The organism is Daejeonella sp. (assembly GCF_017495225.1).
Lineage (GTDB): Bacteria > Bacteroidota > Bacteroidia > Sphingobacteriales > Sphingobacteriaceae > Daejeonella.
In genome coordinates this window covers 1-17,371 of record NZ_JAFEIG010000012.1, presented here as the reverse complement: position 1 = coordinate 17,371, position 17,371 = coordinate 1, and the positions used below count along the sequence as shown (strand labels likewise).

Sequence of the window (17,371 nt, the reverse complement as noted above, 5' to 3'; positions counted from 1 at the left end):
TAAAGTTCGCTGGTCTTATTTTTCAAATCTTTGTAATAATTCTTCTAAAGTAAAGGTACTGATTACCGGCTTCCCACTAAGTGAAATATTTGGCATTTCGCAAGCAAATAATTCGTCGATGAGGGCATTCATTTCTTCGGAACTTAAGTGCTGACCAGCTTTGATAGCTGTATTCCGTGCTAGCGCCCTCGCCAAACTCTCACGTTTATTTAGCTTTAGAGCACTTTGATTATTCTTAAAACCCTCTAAAAGATGCTCCAATACCTCTAATTCGTTGATGTTTGTCCCAATATCTGCTGGCACTCCTTCAATAATTAAGGTGTTTTTACCAAACTCACGAATTTGGAAACCTAAAGATTGAATATCGGTTAAAAGCTCTTTAACAAGCTCAAAATCAACGGAATTAAGAGTAATAGTTTGTGGGAATAAACTCTGCTGACTTGCCCCCTGTCTACTTTCAAGGTGCTGGAGGAAGCGTTCAAACAAAATACGCTCATGTGCCGCTTGCTGGTCGATGAGCATAAATCCCGACTTAATTTGCGAAATTATAAAACGATTATGAAGCTGAAATATTTGCTTTCCAACAATTTTAAGATCCTTATTTTCAATTTCTACCTGACGATTGCTGTCAAGCTCTAATCCGCTTTGATGTGCCTCAGGATCAATAATTTCATATAATGAGCCCCAATTTTTACTGATGCTTTTTCGTTCTTCTTGGCTATTTCTTAAAAATGGGATTTCACGCTCCTTTCTCTCATTAGAAAAGGGGTTAAAATCCGGATTAAATGAAATGGCTGGAGGCACAATATCTTCGGGAGCTTTGTGGCTAATCATTTGGCTAAAGCCGGTTTCTTGGTTGAAATCGAGCGTCGGACTTATATTATAACGTCCTAAAGAGCGTTTTACCGCTGAGCGGATGATGGCATAAATAGCTTTTTCATCCTGATATTTTATCTCCGTTTTTGTGGGATGTACATTGATATCAATCTTAGCAGGGTCGATATCAATGAAAAGCACGTAAAGTGGATAACTATCGGCACTAAGAACCTCCTCAAAAGCATTTAAAACGGCATGATTTAAGTAGGGGTCTTTTATGAAACGATTATTGACGAAAAAGAATTGCTCGCCTCTTGTTTTCTTCGCAAATTCTGGCTTACCGATATAACCTTTAAGCTCGATAATGGATGTTGTTTCTTCTACCGGGACTAATTTTTGGTTGTATGCGTTGCCAAAAAGATGGATAATTCGTTGCTTAAGGCTGCCTTTAGGTAAATGAAAAATCTCGTTCCCATCGTGGTGAAGAGTGAAAAATATTTCTGGATTAGCTAAGGCAACACGCTGAAATTCATCATTTATATGACGTATTTCAACTGGATTCCCTTTCAAGAAATTACGTCTCGCCGGAGTATTGTAAAATAAATTTTTGACGCTGATGCTAGTCCCAGGCATGGTTGAAACAGGCTCCTGACTTATAATTTCTGAGCCTTCGATGCGAATGCAAGTCCCCAACTCATCCTCATGACGCCTAGTTTTTAATTCCACCTGTGCAATAGCGGCAATAGAAGCCATCGCCTCACCTCTAAAGCCCATGGTGCGAATAGCAAAAAGATCTTCGGCCTTACGAATTTTGGAGGTGGCATGACGCTCAAAGCACATACGTGCATCAGTCATACTCATCCCACAGCCATTATCAATCACCTGAATAAGTGATTTCCCGGCATCCTTAATCAGTATTTGAACCTTATCGGCGCCCGAATCAATCGCATTTTCAATAAGCTCCTTCAGCGCCGAAGCAGGCCTCTGCACCACCTCGCCAGCAGCAATTTGATTGGCAACCGAATCGGGTAAAAGTTGTATGATATCAGACAAAATATTCTTTTATTTCTTGGATAAACCTAGGTGCAATCTATAACATTCTAGTTTTTTTGAAAACGACTAGCAAAAATGATTTTTTTAATCTTCTGTTTTCAACATACAAAGATAAGGTCTTTTAGGCTTAAGCGTGTATAATGTGGATAATCCTAATCAAATTTTATCTTTTTCTTACGCAATAGCCTTGAACATTGAATTATTTCAATTTAAAGCCGAAATTCACCTTACATGATTTATATTTACTTTTAAATCATCAATCATATCAAATATAATGGCAAAGAACATACTTTGGGTGCTAAGCACTATCTTTTTATTTTCCTGTAGCTCACAAAAATCGGCCGACCTCATTGTTCACAATGGGAAGGTCTATACCGTTGATAGTCTATTTACTGTTGCAGAGGCATTTGCAGTAAAAGATGGCAAAATCCTTGAAGTAGGAAGCTCAAAGGATATTTTGAGTAAATATCAAGGCGAAACGCTCGATGCGGAAGGTAATGCTATATTTCCAGGTTTTATTGATGGCCATGCTCATTTTTATGGCTATGGGGCTGGTTTGCAAAATGCAAATTTGGTTGGGACAAAAAGTTGGGAAGAAATTCTCGACAAATTGAAAGCCTTTAGCATTGAAAATCCAGAGGGCTGGATTATAGGTAGAGGCTGGGATCAGAACGATTGGCCAATAAAGGAATTTCCTGATAATCAGAAGCTTAGCGAGATTTTCCCAGATAGACCAGTAATTTTATCACGCGTAGATGGTCATGCAGCCATTGCTAATAAATTTGCTCTCGACCTAGCAGGAATAAAGCCTAATCAGAAAATTGAGGGTGGCGAAATTGAAACTATTCAAGGTAAATTAACCGGAATATTAATCGATAATGCCGAAAGTCTTGTAAACGCTAAAATTCCAGCACCAACGCCTAAACAAATTGGCGAATCACTGTTGGATGCGCAGAAAAATTGTTTCGCTGTGGGACTTACTACCGTTACAGATTGCGGTATTAGTCATGAACTTATTCCCATAATTTCGGAGCTGCAAAAAGACAATCAACTTAAAATGCGTATTTACGGCATGCTTTCAGACAATCCAGCTAATTATGACTATCTTTTTAAAAATGGGGCTGTTAAAACCGAGCGACTAAATATAAGATCATTTAAAGTTTATATGGATGGTGCATTGGGATCACGTGGCGCTAGTCTTTTAGAGCCATATTCTGATAAACCAGAAACTTCCGGCTTTTTATTGAGTGCAAAAACTCATTTTGAGGAGGTGGCCAAGAAAATCGCTGAAAAAGGATTCCAAATGAATACACATGCTATTGGCGACTCAGCAAATCGTGAAATTTTATCTATTTATGGAAGAGTATTAAAGGGTAAAAACGATGCCCGTTGGCGTATAGAGCATGCTCAAGTAGTAAATCAAAAAGATTTTAAGCTCTTCGGTAATAATAGTGTGATTCCTTCCGTTCAAAGCACTCATGCTACTTCTGATATGTATTGGGCTGCCGACAGACTAGGTTCTGAGCGTATTAAGGGCGCTTATGCCTTTAAGCAATTGCTAGATCAAAATGGTTGGTTGGTATTAGGGACTGATTTTCCGGTGGAAGATATCAATCCCATGTTCACTTTTTATGCTGCAGTGGTCCGAAAAGATCAGAAAGACTATCCTCAAAATGGTTTCCAAATGGAAAATGCATTGAGCCGTGAAGAAGCTATTCGTGGGATGACCATCTGGGCGGCAAAAGGGAATTTTGAAGAAAAAGAAAAGGGTAGCTTAGAAGCTGGAAAGTTTGCAGATTTTATCATCCTAGATCAAGATCTAATGAAGGCTGATGCAGCTAATTTATTCAAAACAAAAGTGTTAAAAACATATTTAAATGGTGAAAAAGTTTATGCTAAGTAATTTATTCAGAGTCACTTATACTCTGCCTGCTTTTTGTCTGTTAGTTTCTTTATCTGTTTCTGCTTGTGCACAAACAGTTGAGCATCTTCAAAATAATGCGCTAGTAAGAGAAGAAAAAAATATAGAGAAATCTAGTGTTTTACTAAATAATGAGAAGGGAATTATTCCTCTAAAGAATCTGCAGGATCTAAATATTGCGAGTGTAAATATTGGCTCTGCTTTTTCTTCAGATTTTGATAGTATTTCTACTAAATATACTTCTGTTCGTCCATTTGAATCTATGAATTACAAGTTTAATCCTTCAACTTTTGATGAATTAAATGACGACCTCAAATTTTTCAATACAGTGATTGTTCAAATTACAGATCAGTCACTAAATGATCCACGTACCTTGCCTTTGCTTTTAGATTTACAAGAGAACAAACAATTAATTGTAAGCCTTTCTGGCGATGTACAGAGTCTAAAATTATTGAATGATTTAAGTGCACCCATTATTTGGACAGAGAAAAAATCAGCACTTTCATCTAATTTATCAGCTCAGCTAATTTTTGGGGGTATTGGAGCTTCCTCAAAATTGGAGAAGAATATTTCAGCCAAATACAAGGCCGGTTCTGGTTTTGAAACCTTAGCAAGCAGGTTAAAATATACTGTCCCAGAAGAATTGGGTATCAATAGTGCTGCATTAAAGCGTATTGATGAAATTGCTGCCGAAGCCATTCAAGCAAAGGCTGCTCCAGGCGCGGTAGTTATGGTGGTTTTAGATGGAAAAGTAATTTATAATAAAGCTTTTGGCACTAGAACTTATACCGATAAAACACCTACGAGGATTAATGATATTTATGATCTTGCCAGTGTAACTAAAACATCGGCCACAACCATGGCGGTGATGCGCCTATTTGAGCAAGAAAGATTGAAATTGGATACTGCCATTGGCGCCTATATTCCAAGGGCTCGAAATACCAATAAAAAGGATATTTCTGTCCGTGAGGTAATGCTTCATCAAGCGGGCTTTGTGCCATTCATTCCTTTCTATAAAAACATGCTTGAAACGGATTATAGCCGCGATTCAACAGCAGCATTTCCAACAAAGGCAGCCGATAATTTTTACATGAGGAAATCCTATTTTGCTGAAGTAATGTGGCCACAAATGCTTAATTCAGGCCTAGCTAATCGTGGAAAATATGTTTACAGCGACCTCAGCATGTATTTTATGAAAGAAATGGTGGAACGCCAATCAGGCAAGCCTATTGAAAATTATGTAATGGAACAATTTTATAAGCCTTTGGGAATGACAAGAGCTGGCTTTAATCCGAGGTTACGTTTCTCTAAGCAAGAAATTATTCCCACGGAAGATGATCAAGTGTTCCGTAAAACGCTTTTAGAGGGTTATGTTCACGATCAGGGCGCAGCTATGGTAGGGGGTGTTTCGGGGCATGCGGGACTCTTCTCAAGCTCCAATGATTTAGCTATTTTATATCAAATGCTTTTAAATAAAGGTACTTATGGCGGTACCGAATATTTTAAACCTTCGACTGTCGACATGTTTACAGCAAAACAATCGGATGTGAGCCGCAGGGGATTAGGCTTTGATCGTTGGGATCCAGAAAGTAGCAAAGGTTATCCTTCCAAATTGGCATCACCACAAACTTTTGGACATACAGGTTATACTGGCACTTGCGTATGGGTAGATCCGAAGTATAAATTAGTTTATATTTTCTTGTCTAATCGAGTAAACCCAGGGGTAAGTACAAAATTATTAGATCTCAATATTCGCAGCCGAATTCAAGATGCAATTTATGAAGCTATTGGTAATCAGGCTATTGCTTCAAAATCTGATAAAGTAGAATAGCCATTCCAATTTTGGAACAATTTTCGACTTGATTTTTACATGTTGCCCTTTGGGTGCTTTAAAATCAAATCTATTGAATACCTGCCTTTAAAGCAGGTATTCTTGTTTTATGGCTATTAGCTGCATTTTTATTAACTTTGTACTTTGGATAAATCCACTATGAAAATCGGAATTGTTTGTTATCCTACCTTTGGGGGTAGTGGGGTGGTAGCCACCGAATTAGGGAAGGCCCTCGCTGATAATGGTCACCAGGTGCATTTTATTACTTATAGGCAACCTGCGCGACTCGATTTCTTTTCCGAAAACCTTTACTATCATGAGGTTTCGGTATCTAATTATCCATTGTTCGATTATCCGCCCTATGAGCTTGCTTTGGCGAGTAAGCTGGTTGATGTGGTACGCTTTGAGAAATTAGATTTATTGCATGTTCACTATGCCATTCCGCATGCTTCGGCTGCATTTATGGCCAAGCAAATTTTGGCAACATTCGGAATTCATATTCCAGTTGTTACCACCCTGCATGGCACCGATATTACCCTCGTAGGTAAAGATCCAACATATAAACCAGTTGTAACTTTTTCTATTAATCAGTCGGATGGTGTTACTGCCGTATCCGAAAACCTAAAAGAAGATACATACAAGCATTTTGAGGTTAATAAGGACATTAAAGTTATTCCCAATTTCATTGATTTAGAGCGTTTTAACCTAAAAGCTAAAGATCATTTTAAATTGGCAATTGCACCCAATAATGAACGTGTGATTGTGCATACCTCCAACTTTAGAAAAGTAAAGAGAACGCAAGATGTGGTTCATATTTTTGAGAAAATTCAAAAAGTTATTCCGTCGAAACTGTTGATGGTAGGCGATGGACCTGAGCGTGTATATTGTGAGCAGCTTTGCCGTGATCTTGAAATTTGCAATAATGTACGTTTCCTAGGAAAGCAAGATGCGGTAGAAGAAATTCTATCTGTTGCAGATCTTTTTATCATGCCTTCAGAATCGGAGAGCTTTGGTTTAGCAGCCTTGGAGGCGATGGCTTGTAAAGTGCCTGTAATCACCTCTGACGCTGGTGGATTGCCAGAGTTAAATATCAATGGCATAACCGGATTTATGGATAAAGTAGGAGATATTGAGTCGATGGCGGCTCATTCAATTTTTATCCTAGAAGATGATAAAAAACTAGCTGCTTTTAAAGAAGGGGCGCTCAATCGTGCTAAAGAGTTCGAATTAAGTCTTATTGTTCCCATTTATGAGCAATATTACAAAGATGTAATGGCTAGCGCCTCTAGATTATAATTCAGATTCTTAATTCTTATTCCATAAAAAAAACCTTTCAGAATATTCTGAAAGGTTTTTTTTGTTAAGGGTTGAATTTCTTATTTCTTCGCAACAGGAGCAGCAACTGCTTTTGCTGGGATGATGTTTACCATTTCCAATTCAAAAATTAGGGGAGTGAATGGAGGGATACCTTGATTTCCTTGCTCTCCATAAGCTAAGTTTGAAGGGATAATTAAAGTTGCTTTAGCACCTTTTGATAATAATAATAATCCTTCTTCAAATCCTGGGATTGAGCTATTCATTCCAGCAGGAAGTTTAAGAGGCTCATATGGGCGCTGTGGATTGAATGTGCCAGCCTTTTTAGCTACCTCAGCTAAGCTAGTATCAAATACCTTACCGCTTAAGAACATTCCTGTATAATTTACCATAACTGTATCACCAGGATTAGCTTTTGCACCGCTACCAGGATTTGAAATGATATAATTTAAACCTGAAGCACTAACTGTTGGCTTTAAACTCTTTGCAGCAACATAAGCTTTTACTTTTTTAGCCTCGCTTGATTTAGCTAAATCCATTTCTGCCTTTAAATACTCATCAATCTTTCCACGGAAAAGGCTATCGGTTAATTTTCCTTTTGGAATAACTTTATCGATTTTAATGGTATAAACTAAGTATTTTTTAGTTGTATCTGATGGCATCGGGCGACCCATTTTCTGAACCATTGAATCGATGTTGATTTTGAATGTTGCACTATCACCTTCACTTAAAAGACCAAGAGCAGCAAAAAGATCACCTTTGAATACAGATTTTTCTTTAATCATTAAAGAAGGACGATCATAATCGTATGAACTATACAATAAAGAATCACCTTCAGTTTTTTCAGTCGCTTTGAAAGCGATGAAATCACCTTCTTGAATGGTTGCACCAGCTTTGTCGGTGTGGATCTTATATAACATGTCCCCTTCACCTTTTTCGAAATTGTTGCAGGCGGTTAATCCCGTAACTGCAAGCCCTAATACGATTACTAATTTTTTCATCTTGAGATATACATTTGTTTTTAATGAGTTAATTCGCTGTTTTAAAGCTTATTTTACTCTTTTTTGGTTTATTCGTGTGTTATTTATTTGCTAATTACGTTAAAATTCATTATATTCAATCTGCTATTTTACTAAAAGAGATTTATATTCCGGCAAAATTACATTAAACTTTTCCCTTACCGCATCAATTTTTTCATTTGATATTCCTCCCGATGCATTTTTATGACCCCCACCACTAAAATATTTTTTGCAGATTTCGTTGGCTGGGAAATCGCCGATAGAGCGTAAAGATAGCTTTACTACATCCTGACGTTCAATAATTAAGGCTGCTAAACGTATCCCACTGATGGAAAGCGCGTAGTTTACAATCCCCTCAGTATCACCAGTATTTACATGAAATTGCTCTAGCTCCTCCTTGGTAATTACAATGATGGCGGTATTATATTCGGGCAATACTTCCAGTTTATTCAATAGGCAATGGCCTAAGAAGCGAAGTCGGCTAAGCGAGAAATCATCATACACCAATTGATGAATAAGCGTATTGTCGGCACCTGCTGCAATTAAATCGGCCACAATTTGATGCACACGCTCGGTTGTAGATCTAAAACGGAAGGATCCCGTATCAGTCATGATTCCGGTGTACAAGCAAGAGGCAATATCTTTATTTAGAAGCTCACGATCGCCCATAATATCCACAATAAACTCATAGACTAAATGTGCAGTTGCGCAAGCACCGGTATTCCATAATCGAAAATCTTCGAAACCTTCAGGCTCTAAATGATGATCAATAAGGACTTTCTTAGCTTTAGATTCACGCAGCAAATCGCCCATCTCATAGATTCTGGATAGTGAATTAAAATCTAAACAAAAAATGATATCCGCTTGTGCGACAAGGTTTTTCGACTTTTCTACTTCTTCGGTGAATACAATAACTTCCGAATTATTGGGCATCCAATGCAAGAAATTTGGATAGTCGGTAGGAGTAATTACCTGAATTTGATGTCCTTTCTGGATCAAATAGTTGTATAAACCCAAAGAGGAGCCCATTGCATCACCATCCGGCTTGGGATGTGTAGTGATAACAATGCGTTTAGGTGTATCTAAAAATTCTTTTAAATGGCTTATTTCCAACATGTGAGATCAAAAGGAATGCAAAGCTATCAAAATTACTGATTTTGTTGGTCTGATTTTTTAAAATCCTTTAGCCTTTGATTAATTAGCTGTACTTTTGCACCAATTTTCAAATAATAAGATGGCAACGAACAGAACTTTTACAATGATTAAGCCCGATGCTGTAGCCAATGGCCACACCGGAGCTATTTTGGATGATATTATTAAAGGCGGATTTAAAGTGATTGCTTTAAAGTACACTCGCTTGAGTAAGGATATCGCGGGACAGTTTTACGCGGTTCATAGCGAGCGTCCTTTTTACAATGATTTAGTTGATTTTATGTCTTCGGGACCGATTGTAGCGGCAATTCTTGAAAAAGATAATGCTGTTGAAGATTTCCGTAATTTAATTGGCGCGACTGATCCATCAAAGGCTGAGCCTGGAACAATACGTAATAAATACGCAAAATCTATTGATGCGAATGCAATTCACGGATCTGACTCAGACGAAAATGCACAGATTGAAGGAAGCTTCTTCTTCACTGCATTTGAGCGTTTCTAATAAAATTATATTTCGCCCTGAAGGATATTAAAAACCTTCAGGGCGATTATTGAAATTAAAAAAATGAAAATTTTCCAAACCCGCTACCTTATCTTTTTTGTGGTGATGCTGATTGTCCCGGGCACAGTTTCTTACCTTGGTGGATGGGATACCCAATTGGATTATTTATTCGCCTTGAAGGCTTTCTCCATTGCCTTCTTCATGACCGTTTTATACTATCTTCTTGTAAAGAATTATAACGAGCGTAAGAGATAGGGTAAAATAAATCCTAAATATTTTTTTGTCTAAGTCCCTTGCTTAGCTATAAACTAGCTGTATTTGTTATATAGTTCAAATAATTTTGTACGTAAATTTACTGTACATAATATTATTGTACATATATTTTACGTACATTTATAAAAATATTAAAATATGAGTACTTTAATAAAAGTGCCTGCTCGATTTAACGCCAGACTTACCAAAGAACAAAAAGAGTTTTTTGAAAAGGCTGCTGAATTGGGTGGTTATAGAAGTTTAACCGACTTTGTTATTTTGACAGTACAAGAGAAAGCAAAGGAAATTGTTCATGAAAAAGAACAAATAATTGCCTCTGAGCGGGATAGTCAAGTCTTTTTTGATGCGATAATAAATCCCAATAAGCCTTCAAAAGCCCTTAAAAATGCCTTGAAGGGTTATAATTCCTTTCTTTCAAATTCCAAAAAATGATTGAACTTTTAGGCATAAAGCATAATCGTGGGGATTTTGATTGTGGGAAGGAGCTTCTTAATAAATATTTAAAAACTCAAGCGGGACAAGATGTTAAAAGGAAGCTATGCGCTTGCTTTGTGCTATCGGAAAAAGAAACAAAAATTATTAAAGGCTATTATACACTTTCAAATAATAGCATTCCTTTAAGTAGTTTTTCCGAGAAAATTCAAAAAAAAATACCCAAATCTTATACCTCAATTCCAACAACATTACTTGGAAGGTTAGCAATAGATATTAAATATCAAGGAAAGGGAATTGGGAAAATATTGTTAATTGATGCTCTAAAAAGAGCTTATGAAACTTCCTTAGAAATAGGCTCCTTTGCTGTTGTGGTTGATCCAATTGATGAGGAATCCGAACGATTCTATAAAAAATACGATTTTATAAAACTACCTGATAGTGGGAAAATGTTTATCTCGATTAAAACATTAAGTGAATTATTTAGAGACCATTAAAATTTAGTGTTCAAAAATTAAAGCAATTGTAGGGTCAGGTCGCGACCTGACCTTGGTTATAATAAACCCAAAAATATTGTGGCGGACAGGTCGCGACCTGTCCCTACGGTTTACAAAAATATTATCTCATCAATAATACTCGCTCCGGCACGTTCATTCATTTTTTCGATGATATCCGAGCGCATCATCATCAAATCATTTTTAATTACTGCTGATTCTAATATTAAATTTACAATTTAAAATTTGCAAATATAAAGAAAGAAAAAATCAAATTGATTATCTTGAGGTGCAATAATCAAAATGTAAGTAATGAAGCAATCGGGTGAAATAATTATTTATCAGTCGGCACAAGGTTCCCCAAATATCCATGTGCTTTTGGAAAATGATACACTTTGGTTAGACCAATATCAGATTTCAGAATTATTCGAAACAGACAGAACTTCAGTCCTTAGGCATATACAGAACATTTACAAATCCTTAGAATTGGATGAAGAAGCAACTTGTGCAAAAATTACACAAGTTCAAAAGGAAGGAAAAAGAACGGTGAAAAGGCAGATTAATATCTATAATCTTGACATGATTATTTCTGTAGGTTATCGAGTAAATTCAAAAAAAGGAACTGCTTTTAGAATATGGGCAAATAAAATTATTAAAAATCATATTGTTGAGGGTTATAGTGTTAATGAAAAAAGATTGCAAGAGCTTAAAAAGACTATTAAGCTAGTAAATCGAACTATTCAATATTTGGATTCTGATAATCAGACAAAGGGGTTATTTGAAGTTTTATCTGATTATTCAACAGCCTTAGATTTTTTAGATGACTACGATCATCAAAGGTTAAGTTTACCTGAGATGACAACAAAGTCTTCCTTTAGAATAAAATATGATGATGCCAAATTTGCTATCAATGAACTTAAAAAAAGATTTGGTGGCTCAAGTCTTTTTGGAAATGAAAAAGACCAATCTTTCAGGAGTTCAATAGCGGCTATAGATCAAACATTTGATGGGATCGAACTCTATAAAAGTTTAGAAGAAAAGGCAGCACATCTTTTGTATTTTGTCGTTAAAAATCATTCATTTTCAGATGGTAATAAAAGAATTGCCGCATGGTTATTTATTTGGTACTTGGAAAAAAACAAAACCTTGCACCACCTAGATGGAACAAAAAGAATAAATGAAAATACTTTGATAGCACTTACTCTACTAATTGCTGAAAGTAAACCTGAAGAAAAAGACATGATGATAAACGTTGTGATAAATCTTATTGTTAAAACATAAATCCAAATTCATTTTCAATTAAATCACATTCCCTTTCACGATTATCATAAAAAACCATTAAGGAATTTAGAAAAATTAAGCTAGGAGCATAGAATTTAGTACAAAGTAATTAGATAGAGGGAGCTTAAACAATTATTAATCGGTCACTTAGGTCGCGACCTGTCCCTACGGTTTACAAAAATATTATCTCATCAATAATACTCGCTCCGGCACGTTCATTCATTTTTTCGATGATATCCGAGCGCATCATCATCAAATCATTTTTAATTACTGCCGATTCTAATCGGATAAATAATTTACGATCGCGAATAAAAATGTCTTTTGTGCGGTTTGCAACGGCTTTTCCCATCATTTCGGGCCAAGCAACAATCAAAGCGGTTTCATCCACTTTTCTACGCAGCTTATAAACCTGAAGCATTTGCTCAATGGCATCTTTTAATGATCTATCGTTTGTGCGGCTCATAATAAATGCTGAATTAAATCTATTAAAATTACGAAACAACAATTGCTCCTTTTTCGATATCCACTATATTTACTGAAACATTCAGCTTGCTAAAAATTTCTTCAATTCTTTTTCTGCTGGTATCCGTAATAAAAATCTGTCCGAAATCCTTGTCGGATACCATTTTCATCAACTTGGTAGTCCGCGCATCATCTAATTTATCAAAAATATCATCCAGAAGTAAAAGAGGTTCATAGCCTTTATTTTTGTGAAGAAAGCTGTATTGAGCAAGTTTTAGGGCAATTAAAAAGGATTTTTGTTGCCCTTGAGATCCAAATTTCTTGAGTACCATGCCATGAATGGTGAAATTCAGCTCATCCTTATGAATTCCGCTTGATGTACGCTCTAGAATACGATCACGTTCTATATTTTTACGTAATATCTCAGAAAAAGTGCTGCTTAAAAGCGGTGAATCATAAACCAATTCCACTTGTTCGGCATCCTCGCTTAGGAATTGATAGTGTTTATTGAAAATCTCTCGAAACTCAATCATAAAAGCTTTCCGCTTCTCAAAAATTTTGCTTCCAGAAAGGATTAGCTGCTCATCATAAATTTCCATCAATGCGGGATCGTACTTCCCTGAAATGGCGATCTGCCTAAGCAAAGCGTTTCTATTCATGAGGCTCTTGTTATAGCTAATCAACTCGTCGAGGTACTGACTATCAGTTTGGGAGATTACATTATCAATAAATTTTCTGCGTTCTTCACTTCCTTCAATAATCAGGCTGATATCATTTGGCGAAATCATCACCAAAGGAAAAATACCAATATGATCTGCTAGACGTTGATACTCCTTTTTATTACGCTTAAATTTCTTTTTCTGATTGCGCTTTAATCCGCAATAAATAACCTCATCTTTCTCATCCTTTTGAAATGTTCCTTGAATCATGAAAAGATCTTCACCTTGTTTAATCTGCTGACTATCAATGGGATTGAAGAAACTTTTGCATAGAGATAGGTAATGTATGGCATCTAGAATATTGGTTTTTCCGGCACCATTATTTCCTGTAAAGGCATTTACGCTATCCGAAAAGCTTAATTCAGCTTCAGAATAATTCTTGAAATTTATTACAGATAATTTTTGGAGCCACATAGGTATGCTTGTACAGAACGCTAAAAAGCAAATTTACTCTTTTGCTTTCTTAATTTTGCAATTCTTGGTTTTTTTAAACCAAGAAAAAAGATTTAGAATTGATGCTAATAAAATCATTCTAGCCTTCCTAGAGGCATTTCTTATTTAAATAAATGATTCTATTCATTTAAAAGTTGAAACTTAGACTGAAAAATGTATTTTTGCGGGATTATTTTATTGCGAATTTCACAATTTTTAAAATACCAATGTCTAAAGATCAAAAAGATAACATTCCACAAGCTGAGAATCAGTTTGGAAAAACAGGCGAGTTTGTTCAAGAAAATGCAAAGAGCCTAGCTGTAATTGCTGCTGCCATTATTGGTTTAGTACTTTTATACGTTGGATACCAAAATTTCTACTTAGCTCCGAGAGCAGAGAAGGCAGCCAACGAAATTTACAAGGCTGAAGAATATTTGGCAATTGATTCTCTAAAGGATAAGGCTATTGCTGGCGACGGATCTTATCCAGGTTTGGAAAAGATTGTTGAGGAGTATTCTAATACTAAGTCTGCGAACCTTGCCAATGCATACCTTGGTGGTTTATACTTGCAAAAAGGGGAGTTTCAAAAGGCGGTTGATGCTTTAGGAAATTACAGCAGCACTGGCAGTCCTGTAATTGATCCTCTTGTATTAGGAATGCTTGGCGATGCGTACAGCGAGCTTAAGGATTATTCAAAAGCGATTACCTTTTACAAGAAAGCGGCTGATAAAAGCCCGAATACTTTAACTAGTCCGATGTTCCTTAAAAAACTAGGTTTAGTTTACGAAGAGCAAAAAGATTTCAAATCTGCTGTAGAAGTTTACAATAAAATCAGAACTGATTTTTCTGAAAGCGCTGAAGCTGCAACAATTGATTCTTACATTGCTCGTGCTGAAGCACAGCAATAATCATATTTTCTCAAATGGCCGTTCACGGATTTTCCGTTAATGGCCATTTATCATTTTAAGCCATGGCTACAAACCTAAAGAGTCTTTCCGATTTTTCTCATATGGAAGTTCCTTCCGCAAAGGGATATAAATTTGGAATCATTGTTTCTCAGTGGAATGCCCAAGTTACGGGTGCTTTGTATGAGGGAGCCTATTTAGCGCTTGTGAAGCATGGAGCGGATGAAGAAAATATCCATACCATCAAGGTTCCCGGGAGCTTTGAGCTTATTTCTGCTGCAGATATTTTGTTAGCCAATAAAAATTTGGATGCCCTTATTTGTCTTGGCTGTGTTATTCAGGGTGAAACACCTCACTTCACTTTTATTTGTGATGCGGTGGCTCATGGGATTGCAAATGTTTCTATCAAGCACAATAAACCGGTAATTTTCGGCGTATTAACAACAGATAATTTACAACAAGCACTCGATCGTGCGGGGGGTAAACATGGTAATAAAGGTGAGGAAGCTGCTGTTACAGCCATCGTTATGGCCGGAATTAAGCCTTCTTTGAATCAGTAAAAAAGAAAATTTGATTTTTGAATTAAATTCATCAATTTTATAAATTAATTATGAAGAAAGTAGCTATCGGCATATTGTCACTATTTATAGCCTTAACGGTATTACAGGCATGTTCGTCAAAACTATGCCCAGCTTATGGAACTTATCCTAAGTCGAGACGTTAATTCTGTAACCATTTCATTTCTTTCAATTTGACCATCCCCTGACTGGTCTATTTCCTCTTTTTTGTAATTTTGCATTAGATTTTATTTTACATCATGAACTGGATTCCATTAGATAACCTTGAACAATTATCCAATATCGCCAATGCACAGGGTTATAGCGTTATTTTTAAGCATAGCACACGTTGTTCTGTAAGTATGATGGCTAAAAAAAGGTTTGAGTTTGAATGGGATGCCATCCCAGAAGGAACACCAGTTTATTTCTTAGACCTTATCAGCTATAGAGAGGTTTCCAATAAAATTGCTGAGCAGTTTCAGGTTCATCATGAGTCGCCACAAATGCTTCTTATTAAAAATGGTGAGTGCATTTATGAAACATCACATGGTGAGATTTCTGCCGAAGATTTGGCAGAGCAAATAGCTTAATCCTAAAAATATTTTTCCTAACCCTGGAAATTAAAATTGACGTTTTGAATAAGGTCGGGGTGTAAGCTTTTGGCCACAGGGCAGTTCTTAGCGGCCTTTTCCAAAATCAATTTTTGCTTATCGCTATATTGAATAGCAGGAAAATCAAAGCTTATCTGAATTTCACTCACACGGCGAGGGTCGGCAGCCATAATTTTTGTAATGGAGCAGCTTGTACCATCAATATCAAAGCCATGTTCTCTGGCCGCAATACCCATAATGGTAAACATACAACTACCCAGCGAAGCTGACATTAAATCGGTTGGTGAAAATGCTTCACCTTTGCCTTGATTATCTAAAGGGGCATCTGTAATCACTTTATCACCCGATAAAACATGTTTTGCCTCTGTTCTTAGCTCGCCTAGGTATATAGTTTCTATTGTTGCCATTTGGATTATTGAAATTCGTTAATCAAAAATAAATAAATATATGAGTGTAGAGCAATCCTTTTAAATATTATCTCCAAGAATAACACTCAAATGTCAAAATTTAGGAACTGTGTTTTTGGCACTTAAATCTTCCTAAAATTCTTTACTTTTGCTTTATGATCGAATTACCGGTTATCCCAGTTAATCAAATGCAACGCAAGCCAAATTGGCTGCGCGTGAAGCTTCCAGTTGGAAAAGAGTACGCTCATGTTCGCAGTCTGGTTGATACTCATAAACTTCATACCATTTGCGAGAGTGGTAATTGTCCTAATATGGGCGAATGTTGGGGTGCTGGCACAGCCACTTTCATGATTTTGGGAAATATCTGTACTCGTTCTTGTTCTTTTTGTGCTGTAGCAACAGGAAGGCCCTTGGCGGTAGATACCGATGAGCCTAATCGTGTGGCCAATTCGGTGAAGTTAATGCAGGTTAAACACTGTGTAATCACTTCTGTAGATCGTGATGATTTGAAGGATGGCGGTTCAACAATTTGGGCCGAAACAATCAATACTATTCGTAAGGAAAGTCCCGGGACGACCCTAGAAACCCTTTTGCCAGACTTTAGAGGGATTTGGGATAATTTAGATCGCGTGCTTGAAACTCGCCCTGAGGTGGTTTCTCATAATTTGGAGACTGTTCGTCGCCTGACTAAAGAAGTACGTATTCAAGCAAAGTATGATCGTAGTTTAGAATGTTTACGCCGAATTAATGAGGCTGGGCTTAGGACAAAATCGGGCATTATGCTTGGTCTTGGTGAGACCGAGGAAGACGTTTTAGAGGCTATGGCAGATCTTTTAGCTGTGGGAGTGCATATTCTTACGCTTGGCCAATATTTGCAGCCTTCGCGCACGCATCATCCTGTAATTGACTGGATTACTCCAGAGCAGTTTGAGAAATATAAGACTATCGGATTAGAAATGGGCTTCAAATATGTAGAAAGCGGACCGCTTGTGCGTTCTTCTTACCATGCTGAAAAGCATCTTTTCGATTTATAATTTTCTTTTTTTATCCTCGTAGGGACAGGTCGCGACCTGTCCAATTCAAGAATAACATTTTTTTAAACATTAAGCCATTAAGGTTGATTAAGGAGAGCGTCACTAAATTTTTAGACGTTTCAATCTTAATTTTTCTTAATTTCTTAATGTTTTTTT

At 36.7% G+C, this 17,371-nt stretch carries 18 protein-coding genes; 12 read left to right on the top strand and 6 right to left on the bottom strand.

The annotated features are described in order from the left end of the window. Positions 1–15: 15 nt before the first annotated feature. Positions 16–1,869 carry a DNA mismatch repair endonuclease MutL gene (gene mutL / locus QZ136_RS04730; protein WP_291400901.1) on the bottom strand — a complete coding sequence of 618 codons (1,854 nt, stop codon included), beginning with the start codon at positions 1,867–1,869 and terminating at the stop codon, positions 16–18. 274 nt (positions 1,870–2,143) lie between these two features. Here mutL and QZ136_RS04725 point away from each other — a divergent pair, with 274 nt between their 5' ends. The 3 genes from QZ136_RS04725 (at position 2,144) to bshA (ending at position 6,917) form a co-directional block, all read left to right on the top strand. Continuing rightward, positions 2,144–3,772 (top strand): amidohydrolase, encoded by a 1,629-nt coding sequence (locus QZ136_RS04725; protein ID WP_291400899.1) that lies wholly within the window; start codon positions 2,144–2,146, stop codon positions 3,770–3,772. Further along, entirely contained in the window at positions 3,747–5,621 is a 1,875-nt protein-coding gene (locus QZ136_RS04720; protein WP_291400897.1) for a serine hydrolase, read from the top strand. Before QZ136_RS04725 ends, QZ136_RS04720 begins: the two co-directional genes overlap by 26 nt. Before the next feature lie 159 nt (positions 5,622–5,780). After that, positions 5,781–6,917, top strand: a complete 1,137-nt coding sequence (bshA, locus tag QZ136_RS04715) for an N-acetyl-alpha-D-glucosaminyl L-malate synthase BshA (RefSeq protein WP_291400895.1) — start codon at positions 5,781–5,783, stop codon at positions 6,915–6,917. Positions 6,918–6,997: 80 nt separating this feature from the next. Here the strand turns inward: bshA and QZ136_RS04710 are convergent, their stop codons facing one another. Together QZ136_RS04710 and QZ136_RS04705 are read right to left on the bottom strand one after the other, a co-directional pair. Next, complete coding sequence (locus tag QZ136_RS04710) at positions 6,998–7,936, bottom strand: FKBP-type peptidyl-prolyl cis-trans isomerase (RefSeq protein WP_291400893.1); 939 nt, start codon at positions 7,934–7,936, stop codon at positions 6,998–7,000. A 123-nt stretch (positions 7,937–8,059) separates the two neighbouring features. Then, positions 8,060–9,070 carry a DHH family phosphoesterase gene (locus QZ136_RS04705; protein WP_291400890.1) on the bottom strand — a complete coding sequence of 337 codons (1,011 nt, stop codon included), beginning with the start codon at positions 9,068–9,070 and terminating at the stop codon, positions 8,060–8,062. Between the two features lie 118 nt (positions 9,071–9,188). Here QZ136_RS04705 and QZ136_RS04700 point away from each other — a divergent pair, with 118 nt between their 5' ends. From QZ136_RS04700 to QZ136_RS04680, 5 genes are all read left to right on the top strand, one after another. Next, positions 9,189–9,608 (top strand): nucleoside-diphosphate kinase, encoded by a 420-nt coding sequence (locus QZ136_RS04700; RefSeq protein ID WP_291400888.1) that lies wholly within the window; start codon positions 9,189–9,191, stop codon positions 9,606–9,608. 63 nt (positions 9,609–9,671) lie between these two features. Beyond that, positions 9,672–9,863, top strand: coding sequence for a hypothetical protein (locus QZ136_RS04695; protein WP_291400886.1), 192 nt, complete (start codon positions 9,672–9,674; stop codon positions 9,861–9,863). A gap of 156 nt (positions 9,864–10,019) precedes the next feature. Beyond that, the gene (locus tag QZ136_RS04690) at positions 10,020–10,313 is read left to right on the top strand and encodes a DUF1778 domain-containing protein (protein WP_291400884.1); all 294 of its coding nucleotides are present in this window, start codon (positions 10,020–10,022) and stop codon (positions 10,311–10,313) included. Continuing rightward, positions 10,310–10,810 carry a GNAT family N-acetyltransferase gene (locus tag QZ136_RS04685; RefSeq protein ID WP_291400882.1) on the top strand — a complete coding sequence of 167 codons (501 nt, stop codon included), beginning with the start codon at positions 10,310–10,312 and terminating at the stop codon, positions 10,808–10,810. Before QZ136_RS04690 ends, QZ136_RS04685 begins: the two co-directional genes overlap by 4 nt. A gap of 309 nt (positions 10,811–11,119) precedes the next feature. After that, positions 11,120–12,088: a virulence protein RhuM/Fic/DOC family protein gene (locus QZ136_RS04680; RefSeq protein ID WP_291400880.1), complete on the top strand. Its 969-nt coding sequence runs from the start codon at positions 11,120–11,122 to the stop codon at positions 12,086–12,088. A 172-nt stretch (positions 12,089–12,260) separates the two neighbouring features. Here QZ136_RS04680 and QZ136_RS04675 read toward each other — a convergent pair whose 3' ends face one another. Then, the gene (locus QZ136_RS04675; RefSeq protein ID WP_291400879.1) at positions 12,261–12,551 is read right to left on the bottom strand and encodes a DUF721 domain-containing protein; all 291 of its coding nucleotides are present in this window, start codon (positions 12,549–12,551) and stop codon (positions 12,261–12,263) included. 28 nt (positions 12,552–12,579) lie between these two features. Continuing rightward, positions 12,580–13,683, bottom strand: a complete 1,104-nt coding sequence (gene recF, locus QZ136_RS04670; protein WP_291400877.1) for a DNA replication and repair protein RecF — start codon at positions 13,681–13,683, stop codon at positions 12,580–12,582. Between the two features lie 245 nt (positions 13,684–13,928). Here recF and QZ136_RS04665 point away from each other — a divergent pair, with 245 nt between their 5' ends. The 3 genes from QZ136_RS04665 to ytxJ all read left to right on the top strand — a co-directional run bounded on the left by QZ136_RS04665 (position 13,929) and on the right by ytxJ (position 15,753). Next, positions 13,929–14,609, top strand: coding sequence for a tetratricopeptide repeat protein (locus tag QZ136_RS04665; protein ID WP_291400875.1), 681 nt, complete (start codon positions 13,929–13,931; stop codon positions 14,607–14,609). A gap of 62 nt (positions 14,610–14,671) precedes the next feature. Further along, positions 14,672–15,166 carry a 6,7-dimethyl-8-ribityllumazine synthase gene (ribH, locus tag QZ136_RS04660; protein ID WP_291400873.1) on the top strand — a complete coding sequence of 165 codons (495 nt, stop codon included), beginning with the start codon at positions 14,672–14,674 and terminating at the stop codon, positions 15,164–15,166. Between the two features lie 257 nt (positions 15,167–15,423). Continuing rightward, a complete protein-coding gene (ytxJ, locus tag QZ136_RS04655; protein ID WP_291400871.1) occupies positions 15,424–15,753 on the top strand; it encodes a bacillithiol system redox-active protein YtxJ in 330 nt (109 codons plus the stop codon). Between the two features lie 17 nt (positions 15,754–15,770). On the opposite strand, the gene QZ136_RS04650 is transcribed toward ytxJ, so the two are convergent. Further along, positions 15,771–16,181, bottom strand: coding sequence for an OsmC family protein (locus QZ136_RS04650; protein WP_291400869.1), 411 nt, complete (start codon positions 16,179–16,181; stop codon positions 15,771–15,773). Between the two features lie 155 nt (positions 16,182–16,336). Here QZ136_RS04650 and lipA point away from each other — a divergent pair, with 155 nt between their 5' ends. Then, on the top strand, positions 16,337–17,215 hold the full coding sequence (gene lipA, locus QZ136_RS04645; protein WP_291400867.1) for a lipoyl synthase: 879 nt from the start codon (positions 16,337–16,339) through the stop codon (positions 17,213–17,215). Positions 17,216–17,371 lie beyond the last annotated feature (156 nt).

Excerpts from the sequence above, each read along its gene's own strand:
- QZ136_RS04725 (WP_291400899.1), top strand. The coding sequence starts at position 2,144 with ATGGCAAAGAACATACTTTGGGTGCTAAGCACTATCTTTTTATTTTCC.
- QZ136_RS04720 (WP_291400897.1), top strand. The coding sequence starts at position 3,747 with ATGGTGAAAAAGTTTATGCTAAGTAATTTATTCAGAGTCACTTATACT.
- bshA (WP_291400895.1), top strand. The coding sequence starts at position 5,781 with ATGAAAATCGGAATTGTTTGTTATCCTACCTTTGGGGGTAGTGGGGTG.
- QZ136_RS04710 (WP_291400893.1), bottom strand. The coding sequence starts at position 7,936 with ATGAAAAAATTAGTAATCGTATTAGGGCTTGCAGTTACGGGATTAACC.
- QZ136_RS04705 (WP_291400890.1), bottom strand. The coding sequence starts at position 9,070 with ATGTTGGAAATAAGCCATTTAAAAGAATTTTTAGATACACCTAAACGC.
- QZ136_RS04700 (WP_291400888.1), top strand. The coding sequence starts at position 9,189 with ATGGCAACGAACAGAACTTTTACAATGATTAAGCCCGATGCTGTAGCC.
- QZ136_RS04695 (WP_291400886.1), top strand. The coding sequence starts at position 9,672 with ATGAAAATTTTCCAAACCCGCTACCTTATCTTTTTTGTGGTGATGCTG.
- QZ136_RS04690 (WP_291400884.1), top strand. The coding sequence starts at position 10,020 with ATGAGTACTTTAATAAAAGTGCCTGCTCGATTTAACGCCAGACTTACC.
- QZ136_RS04685 (WP_291400882.1), top strand. The coding sequence starts at position 10,310 with ATGATTGAACTTTTAGGCATAAAGCATAATCGTGGGGATTTTGATTGT.
- QZ136_RS04680 (WP_291400880.1), top strand. The coding sequence starts at position 11,120 with ATGAAGCAATCGGGTGAAATAATTATTTATCAGTCGGCACAAGGTTCC.
- QZ136_RS04675 (WP_291400879.1), bottom strand. The coding sequence starts at position 12,551 with ATGAGCCGCACAAACGATAGATCATTAAAAGATGCCATTGAGCAAATG.
- recF (WP_291400877.1), bottom strand. The coding sequence starts at position 13,683 with ATGTGGCTCCAAAAATTATCTGTAATAAATTTCAAGAATTATTCTGAA.
- QZ136_RS04665 (WP_291400875.1), top strand. The coding sequence starts at position 13,929 with ATGTCTAAAGATCAAAAAGATAACATTCCACAAGCTGAGAATCAGTTT.
- ribH (WP_291400873.1), top strand. The coding sequence starts at position 14,672 with ATGGCTACAAACCTAAAGAGTCTTTCCGATTTTTCTCATATGGAAGTT.
- ytxJ (WP_291400871.1), top strand. The coding sequence starts at position 15,424 with ATGAACTGGATTCCATTAGATAACCTTGAACAATTATCCAATATCGCC.
- QZ136_RS04650 (WP_291400869.1), bottom strand. The coding sequence starts at position 16,181 with ATGGCAACAATAGAAACTATATACCTAGGCGAGCTAAGAACAGAGGCA.
- lipA (WP_291400867.1), top strand. The coding sequence starts at position 16,337 with ATGATCGAATTACCGGTTATCCCAGTTAATCAAATGCAACGCAAGCCA.